We start from the raw sequence: 21,487 nt of genomic DNA, 5'->3' as shown, positions 1-21,487 counted from the left end.
ACGCCTCTAAAAATAGTTTATTATTTAATCATAAAAATACATCATATATTTATTCAACTATTTTAATAAACCATCTTCTGGAAATATTATATTTCCATTGTCAATTTTTAAGTTCCAAAAAAAGGACTATGGGAGATGGAGCCGTACACTTATCAGGATACGCTCACTGGGATAGCAAACCGGCGTTTTTTTGTAGAGAACCTGGACTACCGGCGTCAGCGATGTGTGACCCATGGCGACAATTGTGCCATATTATTTCTCGATGTTGCCAATTTGAAAGTGGTGAACGCGGCGCACGGCCGCACAGTCGGCGACGCGCTGTTGGTGCGTGTGGCAAAAATTTTGACACGGCAGATTCGGGACAGTGATGTGGCAGCGCGCATCGCAGGGAACGAATTCGGCCTGCTGTTTGAGCATTTGAACGGCGATCAGGTCGAGAACAAGATCGCGTTCCTCTTGAGCCATCTCAACGGCGAGGAAATCTTCCATACCTGTGAGCGGATTCCCTTCGGTGCTTCCATCGATTATTGCTGCATGGGGCCGCAGGATACGACCGACGGAATGATGGCCCGGGCCGAATTCACGACATATGGCTCAAACGGCAGAGCGGCCTAGCCGCTCTGACTATCGCTCGGACAAATAATAGCGCTCGATCTCGTTCAGATCGTCATCAAGTTCATAAACAATTGGCTGGCCCGTCGGAATTTCGAGACCGGTAATCTCGTCATCCGGAATTTTGGAGAGATGTTTGACCAGCGCGCGAAGGCTGTTGCCATGGGCCGAAATCAGAACCTTTTTTCCATTCTGCAATTCGGGCGCGATCCGGCTCTTCCAGTAAGGTAACACGCGCGCGATCGTATCTTTCAGGCTTTCTGTAGTCGGAACTTCTATCCCTTTGTAGCGCGGGTCATTGGACATCTGGTATGGGCTGTCTGATGCCATTGGCGGTGGAGGCGTATCAAAGCTGCGCCGCCAGATATGAACCTGCTCATCGCCATGTTTGTCCCGGGTCTCCTGCTTGTTGAGACCAGTCAGTCCCCCATAATGACGCTCGTTCAGCCGATAGTTTTTCTCCACCGGCAACCACAGCCGACCCATTTCCTCAAGCGCGAGATTGAGCGTCTTGATCGCCCTTGTCTGCATGCTGGTGAAGCAGACATTCGGATCAATGCCGCGTTCTTTCATCAGTTGGCCTGCCGCCTTTGCTTCTTCGACCCCCTTTTCCGTCACATCGACATCCCACCAGCCGGTAAAGCGGTTTTCGAGATTCCATTGCGACTGGCCGTGGCGAAGCAGAATGAGTTGCGGCATAGATTGTCCTTAAGCTTGTGTTCGCTTCTCTCTAACGGTGATCATATCAACCGCCAAGAGTGATTTCAGATGAATATACGGGTCATCGTAAAATAGGCGCCGAGCGAGCCGACCAGATAGAGGGCAGGGCGGAAAAGCAAATTTTGCCGGTCAACGGGCAGGCGGCTGATCAGCCAGTAACCGGCCAGAACCGCAGCGACAAACAGAATCTGGCCGATTTCCACGCCCAGATTGAACAGCAGCAATGCCCAGATTTCCTGGCCCCTGGGCAGACCGATCTCGGACAGTGCGCCAGCGAATCCAAGCCCGTGCAAAAGACCAAAGGCCATCGCGACGACCCAGGGCTGGCGGATGGTGAAACTGGTTTTGCCGGCCTGCTTGCGGACAACCTCAACCGCCAGAAAGAAAATGCTGAGCGCAATCAACAACTCGACCGGCCCGCTGGGCAGACGGAACAGGCCCAGCGCTGTGATCGCCAGTGTCAGGCTGTGGCCAGCGGTAAAGGCAGTAATCACCCATAAAATCCGGCGCACCGGAGTGAGCAACAGCAGGCCGAGAACGAACAGAAGGTGATCCCAGCCGAATAACATATGCTCCGCGCCGATCCGCAGATAGGCGCTGGCCGGGGAGTTTCCGCTTTCGTTCGCCAGCGAAAAGCCCGTGCTTGCCGGCCGCAACACCCTGGTTAGTTCGCTTCCGTTTGCAAATTTCACCCGGACAAAGACATCGGTCAGCGTCTGTTCAAGGCCTTCGATTCTGATCTCGCCCCGGTCAAGACGGCAAGCGGTCTGCCAGCTTTCAACGGTTGCGGTGCCGGTAAATTCCTGCTGCGTCTGTTCGGGTGGAGCGCATTGCTCGGGCAGGATCGGCCGCATCCTGAGCTTGCGTCCCGACAACACCGGCTGTTTCCAGATCACGGACAAATTGCCATCGGCCTGCTCGCTGATGGTCAGCGCCGCCGGCCTGATTTCATGAGCCGTAGCGGGGCTCGCCAGCATCGCCAGTATCAGCGCCAACAGCCAGAGCGCCAGAGCACCGCGAAGCAATGAGTGCTCGCTACTCTTCATTGCGTTTTCTCGACGACCACCTTGTAGTGGCCAATCAGGTCCTCAAGCGCCGCCCGTTTGGCATTGGTGCGCTGTTCATCCTGCCAAGCAGCCAGCACTTCCTCCCGAATGGGTTCGAAACGCGCTTTCGCTGCGCTGTCGATCGCCGCGATACGGACCAGATGCAGGCCAAAGGCAGACCCGATCGGCTCGCTCCATTCGCCTTTGCCCAGCCTAAATATGTCCTTCGCAAATTCCGGTCCGAACAGTCTGGCGACTTCCCGTTCCGGCACCGCGGCGTAGCTGCGTTTCTGGATGAAGGGATCACCCAGCTCTTTCCATTCGGCGCCGGACCGTAGTTGATCAAGCGCGGTTTTGGCGGCTGCCTCGACCGCCGATCCGTGTCTTTCCGGACTGAAATAGACATGGTTAAAACTACGCATTTCGGGGGCCGCAAAGCGGTCGCTGTGATCGGCGAACCAGTCTTTCAATTCGGCATCCGTTGGATCATCGATCTTGGTTTCATCACCGACCAGAAAAGCCATTTTTTGCGCCAGCCTCCGGCGGATGATCGTATCGCCATCGCCTAGGCCCAGTCGTTCGGCTTCACGCACAAGCGCTTCTTCTTGGACATATTGATCGATAATTTGTTGCCGGTCTGCTCCGGTCGGCACACGCCCTGCGGTGTTAGCCCAGATTTGTTCGAGCCGCCCGATCTCCGCTGCACTGACAATGATGGTGCGGCCTTGCTCTCCCTGCCAGCCGTTCCAGATTGCGTTTAAAGCGACCAGTGCCAGTCCGATCAGGACAAAATGCGTGATTGGGTCACGGAATATTTTCACGCAAGTTTCCCGTCAGATCAGGCCGTTGGCACATACCAGATTGGCGACGACCATGCCCGCTCCTGAATCGTTTTCGGCAAGGCCGGATTGGGCGGTACGCCAGCCCGCAATGCGTCCCAGGTCGACCAGCGGCAAACCGGATTTTCCAGCACCCGGACATAATAAGAGGCTCGCTGACCGGCTCTGTGCTCTGGATCGCGCCAGAAGGTTTTTAGCTCCGGTGCACCCTTGTCGGTCGAGATCGCGCAATTGCTCAAATCGACTTTTGCACCATTGTCCGGGCATCGGAAATTTGCATTGGGGGTGCCGCCATCGCTGCAGGCCACATCGAAAACTTTCTCTTTCGCTTCGCCACCATCGTTCCAGACCTTGATGATCTGCACTCGCTGCAGCGGTGCACTCATCGCATCCCGCATGGCCCAGACGATAAAGCCGGGCGCGGTCGCACCAACCAGATCGCCGCCCATCGGGACACCGCCCTTATAGGCCTTGCTGACCATTTGCGGATCATCCAGCATAGCCTCATCAAAGCCGAAGCCGCCAAAGAAGCGTAATTTGATGCGCGTGCCAGTGGTCGCATAGGTTTCCTTGCGCCGCATCGCGTCGAAGATGGCTTCGCGGCTATTCTGCTCGGCCCAGACAGCGGCATAGCCGGAGGCGCTCCAGCGCGAGAACCAGTTCGCCGCGCGAGGCTCGACGGTTACGCCTTCCCAGCTCTTCTTGCCGCCCGGCGGAATGGAGCCCCGTGCTTCCGGAGAGCCGTCGACAATGCCGATTTTGGACCAGAAATTCTTCTCGTCAAAAGATCCGCCCGCAACATGGGTGTCACTGGACCCGATAAATCCGAAGTGAAACGGGTCGGCCCCGATCGTCAGCGCCAGCTTCAGTCCGTTGGCAAGCGCCTGGCGTACATAATCGCCTTTCGCCGTTTTCGACGTCACCTGGGACCCCAGCAACTTGTCATAAATCTCAAAATCGGCCCATTCGTCGTTGGGTGACAGCGACGGGTGGGTTTCCGAGGTACCCTTGACCTGCGTTATCTCGACGATCGGCTCGTTGCGCATCCGTTTCAGTGCATAGGCCTTGGTCAGTGGCTGGCCGTCATAGGTTTCCATCTTGAACATCTCGCCGTCTGAGACATTGCTGTTGTGCGGGATCGATATGGCATCGTTGCCGGCTTCGCGCTGGTCATCCATCCACGTCCACAGGTCTTCCGGATTGGTCGAATCGAGGGTGGCGAACGGCATGGCCGGAGCGGAGCCCCGGAAAATGACATTGCGATGCAGATTGCCGCCGGCGAACCCGCCCTCTTCGCCACGGGTCACCCGAACGGAAGTATATTCGTAACCGGCAAAGGTTGTGAACTTGCCGGGCTGGTTATATTTATCGGCGGAATTCACGGTTTGCTGCCAGACATTTTGCACGATGTCGGGATCATAGACCCCTTTCATCTTCACTCCGTCCCGGACCGCCCCGCCAATCAATTGAAAGGCGGCGACGATTTTCTCGGGATCCGTGCTGAACATGGCCTTGGCCATATCCAGCTTCGACAGAGCGGTTCCGTCCGTATTCATAGCTTCAAGATGGCCAAGATAAGCGGCGTGATCGGTGACCGCCATGAAGTCGAGCGGCGGCCCTTCCAGCTTCAGGTCATAGCCCAGCGGATGTTTGATTGTACCGCCCATGCCAAACTCATAGGCATCATCGGGGGTGGTTCGGACGTTGAATATATAGGCGTCAAAACTGTTCTTGGTGTGAATGTGAAGGTCGCCGAAATAGACGTCGCGGTCGGGATTGGCTGTGTCCGGGGAGGTCAGAGCGACCCGCGCTTCTTCCGCTACGGCTTCCTCTCCCGAGCAGCCACCGATAACAGCACAGCATGCGGCAACAGATAAAAATTTGTATATCATTGCACTATCCCTCCCTGGACGCGACTACTGATATTGGCGATTTTCTCCACAGAATGTTGTAACATTTTTGCAACGTTCTGCACGGAATCGGCATGTATCCGCCCTTCGCTGCTTGATTTAATGGAGCAATTAACAGACGGACGCAAGCACCGCTGTTGGAACAACAAGCCAGCCCCCAGGAAAATGGCGACAACGGCAGCGGGATCAACGGGAGAATATACATGAAAATCATCAATAAATTCCTCATGGCGGCGCTTTGCACAACTGCCATGACCACACCGGCTTACGCGCAGGACGCGACACAAGAAGCCGAATCTTTCGACGAAAATGTTATCATCGTGACGGCGACGCGCCGCGCACAGGACGTGCAGGACATTCCTCTTGCCGTGACCGCGGTCAGCCCGGTTCAACTGGAACGGCAGGGCGTCGTCAGCGTCGGCCAGATCACCAATGTCTCCTCCAGCTTCTCTACGTCCAACGCCCAGCTGGCGTCGGGCTCGGTCGTGCTGCGGATCCGCGGTGTCGGTACGACATCCAACAATATCGGTTTTGAATCGGCTGTCGGTATTTTCATCGATGGTGCCTATCAGTCGCGCCCCGGCGTTGCCCTTTCCGAATTCGTCGACGTGGAACGCGTCGAGGTCTTGCGCGGCCCACAGGGTACGCTCTTCGGCCGCAACACCTCTGCCGGCGCCTTGAACATCACAAATGTTCGTCCCGACCTCAACGAATTTGGCGGTTTCGCCAATGCCACCTATGGCAATCGAGACCTGTACAGCGTGCAGGGTGCCGTCAATGTACCTCTCGTTCAGGACAATCTCGCTCTGCGCGTCACGGGTGCCTATCGGCAGCGTGATGGCTATGTGACCGTCGTCGACCGGACCGGTGCAAAAGTCGGTGACTCGAACGGCAGCGATCAATATCTGGTGCGTGGCCAGCTCGGCTTTGAAACTGATAGCGGCATCAGCGGCCGTCTGATCGGCGATTATGCGAAAAGCTCCGCCGGTTGCTGTGCAGCTGTTGAAGTGCTGAAATCGCCACTCGAAACATCTGGCCTGTTCGCCGCTGTTGGCCTGGGTGTCCGTGGCGGTATGGCAGCGCCGGTTGTTCCGTCTAATCCTTTTGATACGACGAATGCCGAGATTGCGGCCGACAATCGCATTGCCACCGCCAACTTCGCTCCACAGACGACCTTTGATCAATGGGGCGTGACCGGTGAAATTGAAGTGCCGCTCAGTGACAGCGCGGATCTGATCTACATCGGTTCTTATCGCGAATATGATGCTGTCGAAGCCTATGACTCCGATTTCTCGGGTCTCGATGTCTTCAACGTCACCGACAACCGTACGTCGATTGAAACGATGACACACGAACTGCGTATTCAGGGTGACGCTTTCGATGGCGCCTTGAACTGGCTCGTTGGTGGCTATTATTCAAAGGAAGACATTTCGCAGAGTGTGTCATTTGCGCTGGGCGCAGATTATGACCGGCTCGTGGGAGCGATTCTGGCGGGTGCCACCGGAGGCGCGAGCCTCAATCCCGCAAGCCCTATTTTCTTTGGTGCCACGCCGCTGCAGAATATCACGGGCTTCGATCCTTCGACGATCACCAACAACAACCAATATGTCCAGAACAGCAAAAGCTGGTCGATCTTCACGCACAACACGCTTGAAGTAACCGATGGCCTCGAGCTGACACTGGGTCTGCGTTATTCGGATGAAAGCAAGGACAGTGGTTTTGCAAGCGGTGGCAACAACAACCCTGTTTGTCCGGCAATCGTTGGCCAGGTCTCGCCTGGCGGTGGCCTGAGTGGCTTGCCAGCGGCCCTGCAAAATGCGTTCTTCGGCCTGGGTTGTTTCGCCTTCACCGCGCCGGCAGATGCACCATTTGCAGCCGTGCTGCCGTCGCCGCGGACCTTTAACGGCACGTTCAGCGACAATGAGCTGATCTACACAGGTAAAGTGTCTTACGCCTTTGCCGATCCGATCAACATCTATGCCAGCTTTACCCACGGCTATAAGTCGGGCGGTTTCAACCTCGACTCCACCGCTGCGGCTGGCGGCGCTGATCCGCGCTTCCTGTCCGAAGAAGTGGACTCCTATGAAATCGGTCTGAAAGCCAAATTCCTCGACAATGCGGTCACCTTGAATGTGGCGGCGTTCCGCGAAGAATTCTCGAACTTCCAGGTTCTGGAATTCACTGGTGCCCAGTTCCAGACGTTCAACGTGCCGAAGGCGGAAACACAGGGTGTGGAAATTGAATCGACAATCCGTCCGAGCGACCATTTCACGGTCAATGCGGCTTTGACGATTACCGATGCCAATTATCCTAATGATTGTGCCGGGACGCAAACCGCAGCGAACGTTGTCTCCTTGTGTGGCAATTCGCTGACCAACGCACCAGACGTCGTAGGTATTGCAGGGGCTACCTATACCAATGAAATTGGTACCAACCTGAAATACTTCCTGAACGCGCAGATGCGTTTTGAAGGTGATCGGCGGACGTCTACCCAGGCGATTGATCCTGCAAATCTCGCAGCGAACATTCCGGTTCCGTTCGATGATCAGGATGGCAATATCAAGATCAACCTGCGCGCCGGTATCGGTAGCCAAGAAGATACCTGGGGCATCGAAGCCTTCGTGACCAACCTGACCAACGAAGTGACCCGCGGTGTGACCTTCAACACGGTGCTGCGTTCCGGCTCGCGTTCGGCGTTTGTCCAGGAGCCACGCAGCTACGGCCTGACCCTTCGCGGCAAGTTCTAGACATACAGGAAATTTGGTGACAAATTGTCATCAGACAATCAGGGGCCGGTTTTTCCGGCCCCTTTTTATTGCGCGACAGACCCATCGGTGCAAAGACTGATTTCATGAAAAACTATATATTCCAGACCGTCCCCGTGCTCCATTTTGGCGAGGGCTGTCTTTCCCGGCTGCCTGAACAGATCGCTGCCCTGCGAGCCTCCCGGCCAATGATCGTTACTGACAAGGGTATCGTCGATGCCGGCCTGATTGGTCCGGTCGAAGAGACCCTGCGGTCCGCCGGTTTCGATAGCGTGCGGTTCGATGCAGTGGTCCCCGACCCGCCTGAGAAAATTGTCTTGCAGGCGATCGACGCCGCGAAGGCAGCGAACGTTGATATCGTCATCGGTCTCGGCGGCGGCAGTTCGCTTGACACCGCCAAGGTCGTGGCTGCACTTGCCGTCGACGACGCCCAGCCGCTGGCAGAAATCTATGGCGTCGGCGCGCTCGAACGCAAGGGCCTGCCCACCATCCTGATCCCGACCACTTCGGGCACCGGATCGGAAGTGACTGCCATCTCGATCCTGACGACCGGTGAGACCACTAAGGCCGGAATCGTCTCACCTCATCTGTTCGCCGATGTCGCGCTGCTCGATCCTGCGCTGACGCTCGGGCTGCCCGCGAACGTAACCGCTGCCACCGGCATCGACGCGATGGTGCACGCGATTGAAGCCTTTACTAGCCAGCACGCAAAAAACCCGGTTTCCGACATGCTGGCGATCGAGGCGTTGAAACTGCTCACCGGCAATATCGAAACCGCCTGTTCTGACGGCCAGAATATGCAGGCGCGAGAGGCGATGCTGCGCGGTTCGATGCTCGCCGGCCAGGCCTTTGCCAACAGCCCGGTAGGTGCGATCCATGCGCTCGCCTATCCGCTTGGCGGCATCTATCATGTCCCGCACGGCCTCTCCAATGCGCTGGTCATGCCCCATGTCATGCAGTTCAATCTCGAAGCCGCCGCGCCGCTCTATGCGCAGCTGGCCGATGCGCTGGATGTGCCGCGCGGTAGCGAGAATAGTGAGGAAGCCCGCGCCCAGCAATTTATCGACTATCTGGAATCGCTCGCGGTCAAGGTGAAGGCACCCCGCAAATTGCGCGAGATCGGCATCAAACAGGAGGCCACCACCGAACTGGCCGAAGCGGCGATGCTGCAGACCCGGCTGCTCGTCAACAATCCCAGAGAATTGACGCTCGCCGACGCGCAAAGGATATACGATGCCGCCTGGTAAAAAACCGAGAGCAGAGCCACCGGTCCGCGCCGATTACCGCACAGGTTCTGCGATCACCACCCGCTGGAACGACAATGATCCCTATGGTCATGTGAACAACGCCATCTATTATTTCTGGTTCGACACCGCGGTAAACCGCTATTTGGTCGAGCAGGGCGCGCTCGATATCACTGGCGGTGCCACCATCGGCCTGGTCGTCAACACCAGCTGCGACTATTTCGCCCCGATCGCCTTTCCCGACGAGGTGATGGCCCGCATCCGCGTCGACCGGCTCGGCAACAGCAGCGTAACCTACGGCGTCGGCCTGTTTCGCGGTGACGAAGAGGTTGCTTCCGCTGCCGGCAGCTTTACCCATGTCTATGTCGATCGCGAAACGCGTCGTCCGGTTTCTCTCCCCGCCCCCTTGCGTTCGGCGCTGGAGGCGATAGAGGTTTAATCAGTCGATTAAATTCTTGGGAGAGAGAGATGCTACGCCCCTTTGAGACGGAAGAACGCCGCCAGTTTCGTGAAACCTGCCGCCGCTTCATTGAAACCGAATTGCAGCCGCACGCCAACGAATGGGACGAGGCGGGCGAAATCCCTTGGGAGCTGCACCAGAAGGTCGGCGCACTCGGCGTCTGGGGCTTTGGCGTCGACGAGAAATATGGTGGCCTCGGCATGGACGATATCTTCATGCGCGCTGCCTGGGCCGAGGAAGCGGCCCGCGCTCATAACGGAGGCACGCTGGCGGCGCTCGGCGGTCGCTCGATCTCGATCGGCCCGATCCACAAGCTGGCGTCACAGGACATCAAGGACCGCATCCTCAAGGATATCGTGCTCGGCAACAAGGGTTCCAGCCTTGGCATTACCGAGCCGGGCGGCGGCTCGGATGTCGCAAATATGCAGACCACCGCGCGCCAGGATGGCAATCACTGGGTGATCAACGGTGCCAAGACCTTCATCACCGGCGGCATGACCGCCGACTATTATGTCATCGGTGCGCGTACAGGCGGCGAAGGCCTGGAGGGAATCTCGCTATTTCTGGTCGAGAAAGATACCGAGGGTTTCTCCCGCACCGCGCTGGACAAGAAAATGGGCTGGTGGGCCTCGGACCAGGCCTCGCTCTATTTCGATGAGGTGCGCGTCCCGGCCGAGAACATGCTTGGCGAAGAAGGCCGGGGCTTCATCCAGATCATGCACAATTTCAACCACGAACGGCTCGGCATGGTCGCACAGAGTTTGGGCATGATGCGGGTGCTGCTCGAATATGCGATTGATTACGCCCAGCAGCGCCAGACTTTCGGCAAGCCGCTTATCAAGCATCAGGTGATCCGCCACAAAATCGCCGAGATGTCGGCCCGTGTTGACCGGCTCGACGGCTGGCTGAACCAGATTTGCTGGCTCGCCGATCAGGGCGAAATGCCGGTCGCGCAAATCTGCAAAGCCAAATTCAGCGCCACCAAGGATCTCGAATATTGCGCCAGCGAAGCGATGCAGATACTCGGCGGCGCCGGCTATCTGCGCGGCAACCCGGTCGAGCGCTTCTATCGCGAGGTCAAGGTGATGGCGATTGGCGGCGGCTCTGAGGAGATCATGCGCGACCTCGCGGTCCGACAAATGGGCCTCTGATCCCGCTTGCCATTTCCGCTTCCGGGCGGATAAGCAGAGCGTCTGAACCCCGTTCGTGCTGAGCCTGTCGAAGCACGTAGCGGCAACCGGCAGGCAACCGGTTTCGACACTGTGGGCTGATGGAACAACATATGTCCGATTTGATCTCTGCCGACCGCCAAACCGAGGACGCGCCGCCCCTGCTGCCCACGGGCTCGGTGCTGGTCGGCCTGCTTTCCTTCGCCATGATGGATGTGGTTATGAAGCGGCTGTCGATCGATCTCGGCGCCTATAACGCGCTGCTCTGGCGGGTGTTGGCTGCTCTGGTACTGGTCTCGGTCCTCTATTTTGCAGGCCGCCCGAAAATGCCCGGACCGGCGGCGCGCAAAGTGCATGTTCGGCGCGGCCTGATTATGGTGCTGATGTCATATCTGTTTTTCTGGGGTCTGGCGCGGGTGCCGCTGGCTGAAGCGATAGCGCTGTCGTTTATCGCGCCGATCATTGCGCTCTACCTTGCAGCAGTTTTCCTTGGCGAGACCATCCACCGCAAGGTGGTCTATGCATCTGCGCTGGGTTTCAGCGGCGTTCTGGTGATCGCCTGGGGCCGGGCATCCGGCGAATATGATCAGCACGCTCTGCTCGGCATTGCTTCGATCCTGGCCTCTGCCGTGCTCTATGCGGCCAATCTGGTAATACAGCGACAGCAGGCGCTGCTGGCCGGAGCAATCGAAATCAGCTTCGTGCAAAATCTCGTAATGGGAGCCTGCTTCCTGCTGCTGGCACCATTTTTCGCTGTTCTGCCCGATCACGCCTCACTCCCCTATATCGGCGCCGGTGCTGTCCTGTCGGTAATCTCCGCCCTGTTCATCGCCTGGGGCTATAGGCGGGCCGAGGCGAAATATCTGATCAATCTGGAATATAGCGCCTTTGTCTGGGCGGCGATCTTCGGTTGGCTGTTCTTCCGGGAACCGATCACGTGGACCACCGTGGCAGGCGCGTTGCTGATCGTGGCTGGCTGCTATCTGGCCACTCGCCGCGATCGCAAGCTCGCCCATATCGAAACCACTGCGGTCTGAGCGGTGGCGCTGCGCATCCCCAACCGGCAGGCGCGCTGGCTCTGGCTGAACGCGCAGGCGCTAGCGGATACACCGACCGGACCCCTGAACCTGATTGAGACCATCCGCCGCCTCGGCTTTGTCCAGCTCGACACCATCCAGAATGTCACCCGCGCCCATCACCATATATTATGGAGCCGCAACCAGAATTACCGCGAAGCGATGATCGACGAATTGCTGGGGCAGGATCGCGCGGTGTTTGAACATTTTACTCATGATGCCTCGGTCCTGCCGATGGAATTTTACCCGATGTGGCAGCGCCAGTTCCGGCGTCTCGGCGAAAAGGTCGCGAACTATGCCTCGTTTCGCAAGGCGGTGCGCGCAATTAATGGCGAGCAGATCAAAGCCCGGATTGCCCGGGAAGGGCCGTTGTCGACCCATGATTTCGACACGAGGGTCGAGGGTAAAAAGCAGATGTGGGACCGTCCGCCCCACAAACGCGTGCTCGACCAGCTCTGGTACGCCGGCGAACTGGCGACCTCGCACCGCGCAAATTTCGCCAAATATTACGATCTCGCAGAGCGGGTGATCCCGTCCCGCTATCGCGAGACGGTCCACGACGATGCGGCCCAGATCGAATGGCTGTGCCGCAACGCGCTCGACCGGCTGGCTTTTGGCACGCTTGGCGAAATTCAGCGTTTCTGGGGCGCCGTCGATGCAAAGGAAGTCAGAAGCTGGGCGCGAGGCGCGCACGATCTGGTGCCAGTAAAACTGCAGGCGCATGACGGCCAATGGCGCGATGCACTGGCTCCGCCAGATATCGAGGCGCGCCTCGCAGCTCTTGCGACGCCAACAGCGCGATTGCGGATCATCAATCCGTTTGACCCGGTGGTGCGGGATCGCAACCGTTTGCTGACCCTGTTCGGCTTCACCTACCGCAACGAGATGTTCGTCCCGGCGGCGCAGCGCCAGTGGGGCTATTATGTCTATCCGATCCTGGAGCGCGACCGTTTCGTCGGCCGGATCGAAATCAAGGCGGACCGGTCTGCCGGCTGGTTGCGCGTGACGCAATTCTGGTCCGAACCGGGAGTGCGCTGGACGGCGGCACGGCAGAGCAGGTTGGCAGCGGAGCTGGCGCGACTGGCCCGGCTGATCGGGGTAAGCGAAGTGCTGTGGGAGCGCGACGGCCAGTGACCACTGGAGGGGCAGGTGGTGAACGCTCCGGCAGCCCGGAATATCGCAGAAAAAGACTGGCCAGCCGCGCCAGCGCTCTTAATCGTTGGCATCGCGAATCATCCCCCGCTAAGAGGGTCGGCAATGGGTCGAACCGCATATCGTTGCTGCCTTGGCATGCTGGTTATTTCGCTGATGGGATCGCCCCTTCGGCCCGTCCAGGCGCAGACCGCGGAGCAGCCCGTCGCGAACGAAGAGGAGCAGTGGGACCAGGATACGCCGCTCGACCCGGACCAGCCGCTGACCGAATTCCCTGACTTCGGCGTAGAATGGCCCGACCTCGATGACGTATCAGTCCCGACGCTCGACACGAGCGATGACGACGAGGGTGCGCCTGTCCTTACTGCTGAAGAAGAGCGGGAAAATGAGCAGCTTCAGGCCGCCGCCGACCGGATCGCGGAGGATCTTTCGCTCAACGAATATCGCCCGACCGATGCGATGGCCGAAACAGCGTACCGGATCAGCTTTGCTGGCTTACCCGACACACTGAAAGAATCCTTTGGCGATCGTTTCGAGATCCTTTCGGTGCTTGAGGAATATCGCGGCGACGATGCCAATTTCGCCCAGATCCAGCGGCGGGCGCAAAGCGACACCGAATTGGTGGAACGCTTGCTGCGGATCGAGGGCTATTATGATGCGGTCGTGCAGACCAGGTTCCAGGCCGACGGGGCGGAGCGGGTGGATGTGGTGTTCAACGTTCAGGCCGGCCCGCAGTACAAGCTCGATGATATCGCTTTGCCCGGTCTGGAGACTGCCGTGCCGCCGGATCCCGTAAAATTTCGGGAGACTTTCGGATTGCAGGCGGGCGCAGTCGTCAACAGCGACGCGATCATGAGTGCGATTAGCCGGCTTGATGTGGCGATGGCGGAGAGCGGCTATCCCTTTGCCAAAACCGCCGAGCCGGAGCTCGAAATCGATCATGCGGACCGGCTCGGTGACCTCACGGTACCGGTAACGCCGGGTGGGCGTTTCAATTTTGGTTCGATCGTGATGGAGCAGACCGATCTCTTTGGTCCCGATCATGTCCAGATGATCGCCCGCTTCAAACCGGGAGACCTCTATCAGGCTTCGGATCTGGAAGATTTGCGCAGGGCGTTGATCTCCACTGGTCTGGTGTCGACGATCTCGGTCGAACCGGTTGCTGGCGACGATCCGGATGCGGTGGATATCGCTGTCGACGTGACACCGGCGCCGCTGCGCACCATAGCGGGCGAACTGGGCTATGGTACAGGCGAAGGCGCCCGGGCAGAGGTGAGCTGGGAGCATCGGAATTTCTTCCCGCCGGAGGGCCTGATCCGGGCCACCGCGGTTCTCGCGACGCAGGAACAATCCGGCAGCATTGCCTATCGCCGCAACAATTACCGCCGCCGCGACAATATCCTGAATGGCCGGGTGGCATTGAGCGTCGTCGATCGTCCCGCATTCAAGGCGCAGACATTCTCTGTCGCTGCCAATATCGAACGGCAGAGCAACCTGATCTACCAGAAACGGTGGAGCTGGTCGGCCGGCATCGAGCTGCTGGCATCGCGGGAAACGGATGTGACCGGCCCTGCCGGAGCAACGGGCCGCGACACATTTTTCATCGGCTCGCTGCCGGGGCTGGTGACATTTGATGCCAGCGATGATTTGCTCGACCCAACACAAGGTTTCCGCCTGACGGCTCGCGTTGCGCCAGAGGCATCTTTGCAAAATGGCAGTTTTTTCTATGTTCGCAGCCAGTTTGACGGCAGCGCCTATTTCCCGGTTTCGGACAAGATCGTGCTGGCCGGCCGGGCGCGGGTGGGGACAATCGTCGGGGCCGGTAACAACCGGATCGCGCCGTCTCGCCGGCTCTATTCCGGCGGAGGCGGATCGGTGCGCGGCTATGGCTATCAGAGCATCGGCCCGCGCGATTCCAACAATGACCCGGGAGGCGGGCGGTCGCTGGTCGAATTCTCACTGGAAGCGCGGGTAAAGACCGGCTTCTTTGGTGGCAATTTTGGTGTGGTGCCGTTCATCGACGCTGGCAATGTCTATACCAGCAGCGCTCCGGACATGTCGGGTTTGCGCTATGGGGCCGGTCTCGGCGTCCGCTATTACAGCGATTTCGGGCCCATCCGGATCGATGTCGGAACCCCGATCAATCCGCAGCCGGGCGATTCTCGCATCGCCGTCTATGTGTCTCTCGGGCAGGCTTTCTAGATGACCGAGAATGCCGCCAAACCGCGCTTCAAGCTGATGACATGGCGTTGGCCGGTGCGCAGCCTGATAGCCTTGGCTGCGCTTGTGATCGGCCTGCTGGTCGGTACCGCGATCTGGTTGGACAGCGCATCCGGCCATCGCTTCATCATCAGACAGGTGGAATCGCTGGCCCCGGATGACGGATTGCGGATCGGTATCGCGGCCATCGATGGATCAATCTACGGCCATACAGAAGTCCAGGGGCTGACGCTCAGCGACCCGAAGGGCCGTTTCTTCAGCGCCGAGACCGTCGTCGTCGACTGGAATCCGTTGGCCTGGATATTCAACGAACTCAATATTTCTGACGCAGAGATAAAGAAGGGACGGCTCGACCGGCTGCCGGCCCTGACCGACAGCGGCGAGGATAAGCCGTTGCTGCCTGGCTTTGATATCTATGTCGGGGCCTTCCGGGCCGACAATCTGGTCCTCGGAAAAGCACTCGCCGGCACGGAACAATTCGCCAATCTCTCGGGTTCTGCTGACATCAGGGCCGGGCGCGCCATGGTCCATCTCGATGCGGCAACGACGGCCAGCGGCGATAAGCTGTTTCTGGCTCTGAACGCGGAACCGGAGCGCCAAAAGCTTGATATCGATGCCGAGATCATCGCGCCCTCGGACGGCGTCCTCGCCAATGCGTTCGGGCGCAAGCAAGATCTCACGGTCGCGCTCAAGGGCGATGGCAGTTGGCGGCAATGGGACGGCGAACTCCAGGCGCTCAGCGATGGCACGCCATTGGCCGAGATTGTTCTGGAGGCGAAGGAAGGACTGTTCGCTTATGAGGGCAGGCTCGACGGATCGCTGATGCCGCGCGGCCTTGCTGCCAAACTGGCATCGCCCAATCTGACGCTTAAGGGAACGGCCAGTCTGGAGAGCCGTCTGGTGAGTCTGGATCTGGAAGCGCGTTCGGCTGCCGTGTCCTTGACCGCAAACGGCGGCGTTGACCTTGCCCGGAACAGTCTGGACGCCATGCGGATCGAGTCCAGGCTGATCAATCCCTCGGCGTTATCTGCCAATATGAAAGCGCAGGATTTTGAGCTGAAGGCGCTGCTGAACGGAAAATTTTCCGCCCTGCGTTTCCAATATCTGCTGACCGCGCCCCAATTGGCGTTGGGCAAGACCCTGCTCACCAATGTGCGCGGGGCAGGCGAGGGACAGCGTGACGCCAAAGGCTGGAACATCCCGGTCGACCTTTCGGTCAGTACCCTGATCGGAAATGGCGAATTGTTGCAGCAATTGCTTTCCGGCTTTACCGGATCCGCCGTGCTCCGGCTCGAAAACGACCGGCTGTTTGCCCAGAATGCTCGGGTCGCGACGAACACGGCGAAGGGAGCACTGGATCTCGAAATGCAGCCGTCGACCGGGGATTTTGCCATTGATATTGCGGCTGTCGCGCCGGGCTTCGCCGTGCGCGGCGTCGGCGTGGCCGATATCGTGGCCGACATCAATCTCGGACCCGGCCCTGGCCGAATTGCGCTCGACGGGCAGGTCAATGCTAGGCTTCGCCGCTTTGATATCGGCTTTCTGCGGGAACTGGCCGGCGGCCTGCCGCAACTGAAAACTGGACTTTCGCTCGGCCCGGACGGTCGTTTGCGCTTTTCCAATCTCACCGTCACCGCTCCGAAAATTGCCTTTCGCGGATCGGGACGCCAGACCGCAGCCGCGACCTTTACTATTCAGGGTTCGGGCACACAGGACAGCTACGGTGACTTTGATCTGCAGCTCGACGGACCACTGGCGCGGCCGGATATCGCGCTCCTGCTCGACAGTCCGCTACCTGCTGCGGGCCTGTCGGCCGTCAGTCTGAAGCTTGTGCCGGTACCCGACGGATTTGCCTATACGGCGTCCGGTGGTTCGACGCTGGGACCATTCAGCAGCGACGGGACCGTGCTGATTACCGCTGGTCAGGATACGGCGGTTCAGGTTGACCGGATATTGGTGTCCGACACGCTGGCGACCGGCAGGATCAAACCCACCGCAGCCGGCCTCGACGGCACGCTGACGGTCAGCGGCGGCGGCGTTAATGGCGATATATTGTTCCGGCCGGGCAACGGGCAGCAGTTGATCCGCGCCGATCTCAAGGCCGAAAATGCGCGCTTTGATGGCAATCCGCCGGTCTTCATCCGTAGCGCCGTACTCGATGCGGATATCGTGCTGATCGATGGCCGCTCCAACGTCGATGCGACCCTTCGCGCGCAGGGCATCAGCCGAGGCGAACTGATCGTCGGGCGGATTGCCGCCAACGCCAAGCTGACCGATGGCAGCGGCGCAGCAACCTTCAACATCGCCGGAACCCGCGGCAGCACCTTCGAGTTTCTGGCAAAAGCGGATATCACGCCCGATCGCTACCGGATCACGGGTGCCGGCCAGTTTGAAGGCCGTAATTTGCGGCTGGTGCGCCCGCTCGAACTTCGCCGTGTCGATGACGGGTGGACGGCCTCTCCGGCCACGATCAGTTACGGCAGCGGTTCCGCCCGACTGTCCGGTCGCTGGGGAAGCGGGGAATCCCGCCTTAAGCTGACCATGACAAAGATGCCGCTGTCGCTGCTCGATATCGGCTATCCCGCCCTCGGGCTCGGTGGGACCGTCGAGGGCAGGGTCACCTTAACCCAGTCGGGCGCCCGAGTGCCGGTCGGAGATGCCAGACTTACAGTCAAGGGATTAACTCGGTCCGGTCTGATCCTGACCTCTGCCCCGGTGGATCTCGGCCTCAACATTTCCATATCCCAAAGCAATGCAGCAGCGCGAGGCATAATAAGATCTCCGGACGGCAAAACTCTCGGTCGTTTTCAGGGGCGGGTGACGGGGCTCGGTAGCGGCCGCTGGCAGGATGAGCTGTTGCGCAAGCCGCTATTTGCCCAGGCGCGATTCAACGGCGGTGCGGAAAGCCTCTGGCGGCTTACCGGTGTCGAAACCTTTGACCTGACAGGACCGGTCGCGGCCAGTGCTGATGTCGGGGGCAGTCTCGCCGATCCTAAGATCAGGGGGCAAGTCAGGACCAGTAACGCGCGCCTCGAAAGCCCTCTGACGGGCACCGTCGTTTCCAATATCAAGGCGGTTGGCCGGTTTGACGGCTCGCGTCTCGTTTTACCCAATCTGACTGGCGTTACCGCTGGCGGCGGCACGGTGAGCGGTGCCGGCAGTTTCAACTTTGCGGTCGCTAGAGGCGAAGGTATCGGTATCACGATGGACGTGAATGCCGAGCGCGCTGCCCTGATTGCACGCGATGATTTTTCCGCCACCGTGACCGGCCCGATCAAGATTCGCAGTGGGACGGACGGCGGCCTGATTTCCGGTGAAGTGACCCTGAACCGGAGTTTCTTCCGTTTTGGCCGGGCCAGTGCGTCTGCCAATCTCCCCGATATCCGGACGCGCGAGATCAATCGTCGTGCCGACGAACGGCCGGTGCGGATTCGCGATCGGCCTTGGCGCTTTGACTTGTCCGCGAGAGTCCCGAACCGGTTGCGGGTCGAGGGGCTGGGACTGGACAGCGAATGGAGCGCCGATCTCAAAATCTATGGGCCGGTCGACAATTTTGCGATGGTCGGCGCGGCCAATCTGATCCAGGGCAATTACACCTTCGCCGGACGACGCTTCCGCCTGGAACGCGGCACAATCCGCTTTGTCGGCAACCAGCCAGTCGATCCCAATCTGGATATCGAGGCAGAGGCCAACCTCACTGGCCTCAATGCCACGATCAAGGTCACCGGCACGGGCAATGAACCGGAAATCGCCTTTGCCAGCATCCCGGCGCTGCCGCAGGACGAACTGCTCTCGCGGATATTGTTCGGCGCATCGATCGCCGATCTGTCCGCACCCGAAGCGGTGCAGCTGGCGGCAGCGGTGGCCTCGCTCAATAGCGGCGGCGGGCTGGATCCGATAAACCAGCTGCGCAAGGCCGTTGGTCTCGACCGCTTGCGCATCCTTCCCTCCGACACCGAAACCGGCTCTGGAACGTCGATCGCGGCAGGCAAATATATCACTCGCCGCGCTTATGTGGAGCTGATCACCGACGGCAAGGGCTATAGCGCGACCCAGCTCGAATATCAGATCACCCGCTGGCTTTCGATCCTCTCGAGCATCTCAACCCTCGGCCGCCAAAGCGCCAACGTGCGCGTCAGCAAGGATTATTAGCGCTATCGGCAACGGGGAGTAAAGCGGCATGGCAAGTACAAGCGTTTCCGGCAGTCTGCGGGGCTTGTTCCGTCTCCGGCGCTTCGATGGCTTCCCGAAACGATAACAGCATCAATAGAGCGTCAGGCAGCAAGCTTTTGGCTGTTTGCAAGATCCCGCGCCTTATCCTTGCTTACCGGAGGAGAGAGATAGTAGCCCTGAAGCCGATCGCATCCCAATCCCCCCAGTACGGCAACCTGATCTTTGCCCTCTACCTTCTCGGCGGTTGAGGGCGCGCCAATTGCCGAGCATAATTGTATAATGCCCTGGACCAGCCGCCGTGCATCCCGAGAATGGATAATATCGGCGATCAACTCGCCGTCGATCTTCACCCGGTCAAATTTTATCTGCTGCAGATATGTGATCGACGCGAACCCCGAGCCAAAATCATCGAGAGCAATCCGGATCCCTGTCTTACGCAGAAGGTCGAGCTGTTCACGAGCCGTATCGAAGTCCGACAGCAGCGAGGTTTCGGTCACTTCTACCTCAAGCCGCGCTGGATCGAAACCGTAGCGGTTGCATAGCGACAAAATCATCAATGGCGTGCTCGCTCGGCTGAGATCCACCCCGCTCAGGTTGATGGAAAGTCCTATTGCCGGGTCCCAGCCCGTTGCTTCGCGGATGGCAGCGTCGAAAATTTGCTCAGACAGTGCAGCAATGCTGTCCGTTTGTTCTGCGATTTCGATAAATTCGAGCGGTGGAATTAGTCCAAGTTGCGGGTGGTTCCAACGTGCTAGCGCTTCGAAGCAGGCAATTTTCTTGGTCTGCACGTCGAAGATTGGTTGAAAGACAACCTCGATCATCGGCGCGGGATTGGTTTCCCGGAGTGACTGTTCGATAATGATGCGTCGCTTCAAACGCTCAGCCATGGTGGGCAAGAACCAGGACATTGCCTTGCCGCCGCGGTTTTTTACCTCGTAGAGGGCGACGTCGGCTCGCGACATGACCGCCAGTGCGGATGTATCCCGCTCGGAAGGGCTAGCAAGTCCAACAGATGCCGATAACCGCAGGTTCGAATCTGACAAGGAGAATGGGCGGCTCATTTCCAGAACCAGTCTATTGCCTATGTCACCGAATTTCTCACTCGCTTCGTCTGCCACCATCAACACGGCGAATTCGTCACCGCCCAGTCTGGCGACCATTTGACAGTCCTGACATATCTTTTGCAAACGGACGCCGGCCTGGATCAGGACGTCATCGCCAGAGGCATGCCCGAACGTGTCGTTGATCGCTTTGAAGCCATCAAGATCGATCAGTGCGACGGCTACGGCCTCGCCATTTTTGGATGCGGAGTTGACGGTTTGTTCGAGACACTCGGTGAAAGCGCGGCGGTTGGGCAGACCAGTCAGCGAATCTGAATATGCGAGCGCCTTGACCTGTGAGCGAGATGTGACGCTCTCGATAAGGTAATTATACTGATGCATCACCAGACGCAGGATCAGGAGAAAAATAAGCAGCAGGTTCACGCCTGCGGCTATTTCTATATGGACGCCGGACGTCAGCAATTCGAAGATGACCGGAGTAGTCGAGCAAAACACAGTGGCGAAGGCGGCTTTGGGGAGACTGCTGAGACAGTAGGTGCATGCAATTGCACCAAAAGCTATAAACAGCGTTACGAAATGTCCGTCCCCGTCCGACTGCAGCAATGCCACACTCCACACGCCAAGCCCTATACTGACAACGCCTGCGATCACAGTAGTCGACCGTAAATATTTGGTGATACGTTCTTCGCCGGGCGAGTCATCTTTTCGGGCTAGCCAGATTGTCGCGCGAACTACCACCAGTGACAGAAAGATGCCCGGCACCACGATCGACAATAACGCCGGTACCGCACCATATACTGAATAACATAAGACGATCGTGTTGATTAACAGCACGCCGTAAAGTGTAGGGACTTGCTTACAAAGGTTCCGAAATTGTTCAGCCTGCAGATCTGGTATTAACTGCGAAGGCAGCTTAGCTGTTAATCTCAAAAGTGCTCTCCACTGGTGATCTTACTCTATGGGCACTGAAGGTTAACATATTGATTAATTCAAATGTCGTTCAAATAGACAACACATGACTCTATTTCGGTATATCCCGT

General features: G+C 58.5%; 14 protein-coding genes. 9 read left to right on the top strand and 5 right to left on the bottom strand.

All coding sequences use genetic code 11. The features are described 5' to 3' along the window. Positions 1–135: 135 nt before the first annotated feature. On the top strand, positions 136–615 hold the full coding sequence (locus tag ACN0WW_RS13045) for a GGDEF domain-containing protein (RefSeq protein WP_417613191.1): 480 nt from the start codon (positions 136–138) through the stop codon (positions 613–615). A gap of 9 nt (positions 616–624) precedes the next feature. On the opposite strand, the gene gpmA is transcribed toward ACN0WW_RS13045, so the two are convergent. The 4 genes from gpmA to ACN0WW_RS13025 all read right to left on the bottom strand — a co-directional run bounded on the left by gpmA (position 625) and on the right by ACN0WW_RS13025 (position 5,109). Further along, complete coding sequence (gpmA, locus tag ACN0WW_RS13040; protein WP_417613189.1) at positions 625–1,311, bottom strand: 2,3-diphosphoglycerate-dependent phosphoglycerate mutase; 687 nt, start codon at positions 1,309–1,311, stop codon at positions 625–627. Between the two features lie 65 nt (positions 1,312–1,376). Then, positions 1,377–2,378 carry a HupE/UreJ family protein gene (locus ACN0WW_RS13035; RefSeq protein WP_417613187.1) on the bottom strand — a complete coding sequence of 334 codons (1,002 nt, stop codon included), beginning with the start codon at positions 2,376–2,378 and terminating at the stop codon, positions 1,377–1,379. Further along, positions 2,375–3,199: a peptidylprolyl isomerase gene (locus ACN0WW_RS13030; protein ID WP_417613185.1), complete on the bottom strand. Its 825-nt coding sequence runs from the start codon at positions 3,197–3,199 to the stop codon at positions 2,375–2,377. The genes ACN0WW_RS13035 and ACN0WW_RS13030 overlap by 4 nt, the downstream gene beginning before the upstream one ends. Positions 3,200–3,216: 17 nt before the next feature. Beyond that, positions 3,217–5,109: a DUF3604 domain-containing protein gene (locus tag ACN0WW_RS13025; protein ID WP_417613183.1), complete on the bottom strand. Its 1,893-nt coding sequence runs from the start codon at positions 5,107–5,109 to the stop codon at positions 3,217–3,219. Positions 5,110–5,330: 221 nt separating this feature from the next. On the opposite strand from ACN0WW_RS13025, the gene ACN0WW_RS13020 reads away from it, so the two are divergent. The 8 genes from ACN0WW_RS13020 to ACN0WW_RS12985 all read left to right on the top strand — a co-directional run bounded on the left by ACN0WW_RS13020 (position 5,331) and on the right by ACN0WW_RS12985 (position 19,365). Further along, entirely contained in the window at positions 5,331–7,874 is a 2,544-nt protein-coding gene (locus ACN0WW_RS13020; RefSeq protein ID WP_417613181.1) for a TonB-dependent receptor, read from the top strand. A 104-nt stretch (positions 7,875–7,978) separates the two neighbouring features. Then, positions 7,979–9,139, top strand: a complete 1,161-nt coding sequence (locus ACN0WW_RS13015; RefSeq protein ID WP_417613179.1) for an iron-containing alcohol dehydrogenase — start codon at positions 7,979–7,981, stop codon at positions 9,137–9,139. Next, positions 9,126–9,575, top strand: a complete 450-nt coding sequence (locus ACN0WW_RS13010) for an acyl-CoA thioesterase (RefSeq protein WP_417613177.1) — start codon at positions 9,126–9,128, stop codon at positions 9,573–9,575. Before ACN0WW_RS13015 ends, ACN0WW_RS13010 begins: the two co-directional genes overlap by 14 nt. Before the next feature lie 29 nt (positions 9,576–9,604). Beyond that, positions 9,605–10,747 carry an acyl-CoA dehydrogenase family protein gene (locus ACN0WW_RS13005; protein WP_417613175.1) on the top strand — a complete coding sequence of 381 codons (1,143 nt, stop codon included), beginning with the start codon at positions 9,605–9,607 and terminating at the stop codon, positions 10,745–10,747. A gap of 131 nt (positions 10,748–10,878) precedes the next feature. After that, the gene (locus ACN0WW_RS13000) at positions 10,879–11,802 is read left to right on the top strand and encodes a DMT family transporter (protein WP_417613173.1); all 924 of its coding nucleotides are present in this window, start codon (positions 10,879–10,881) and stop codon (positions 11,800–11,802) included. Positions 11,803–11,805: 3 nt separating this feature from the next. Then, positions 11,806–12,975, top strand: coding sequence for a winged helix-turn-helix domain-containing protein (locus tag ACN0WW_RS12995; protein ID WP_417613171.1), 1,170 nt, complete (start codon positions 11,806–11,808; stop codon positions 12,973–12,975). A 123-nt stretch (positions 12,976–13,098) separates the two neighbouring features. Next, positions 13,099–15,195, top strand: a complete 2,097-nt coding sequence (locus ACN0WW_RS12990) for an autotransporter assembly complex protein TamA (protein ID WP_417613169.1) — start codon at positions 13,099–13,101, stop codon at positions 15,193–15,195. Continuing rightward, positions 15,196–19,365, top strand: coding sequence for a translocation/assembly module TamB domain-containing protein (locus ACN0WW_RS12985; protein WP_417613167.1), 4,170 nt, complete (start codon positions 15,196–15,198; stop codon positions 19,363–19,365). It begins immediately after the preceding gene. 122 nt (positions 19,366–19,487) lie between these two features. Here the strand turns inward: ACN0WW_RS12985 and ACN0WW_RS12980 are convergent, their stop codons facing one another. Beyond that, the gene (locus ACN0WW_RS12980) at positions 19,488–21,377 is read right to left on the bottom strand and encodes a putative bifunctional diguanylate cyclase/phosphodiesterase (RefSeq protein WP_417613165.1); all 1,890 of its coding nucleotides are present in this window, start codon (positions 21,375–21,377) and stop codon (positions 19,488–19,490) included. Between the last annotated feature and the right edge of the window lie 110 nt (positions 21,378–21,487).

Origin of the sequence: Parasphingorhabdus sp. (assembly GCF_048269865.1) — a bacterium.
GTDB lineage: Bacteria > Pseudomonadota > Alphaproteobacteria > Sphingomonadales > Sphingomonadaceae > Parasphingorhabdus.
Note: the sequence above shows the minus strand (reverse complement) of the source record. Positions and strands in the feature narration are given on the sequence as shown.